Genomic DNA, 251 nt, shown 5'->3' on the forward strand with positions numbered 1-251 from the left:
CACTTTTCCTGTTCGGAAGTATTTCCTGAGCGTTTTGTATTTGGCATTTCCGCATCGTGACACTACCCATGCCCGTAATTGTTGCCAGAGTGTTTTATCTAGCTTTCCGAAAATCTCCGAGGAGACTACCCCTGAATAGTACCTTGTCCATCCTGTAATGATGGGGTTGAGTTCTTTAATCAGGGCGGCTTGAGGTGATGTTTTGTGTTTCTTAATCACCTCTTTAACCTTTTCGGTGTGGGCTTTGATTG

At 44.2% G+C, this 251-nt stretch carries 1 protein-coding gene; it reads right to left on the reverse strand.

Annotated elements, in window-relative coordinates:
• The coding region (locus AC0QHF_RS09560) for a group II intron maturase-specific domain-containing protein (RefSeq protein ID WP_324703978.1) at positions 1-251 on the reverse strand (251 nt) is incomplete at both ends.

The organism is Lyngbya sp. CCY1209 (assembly GCF_055795065.1).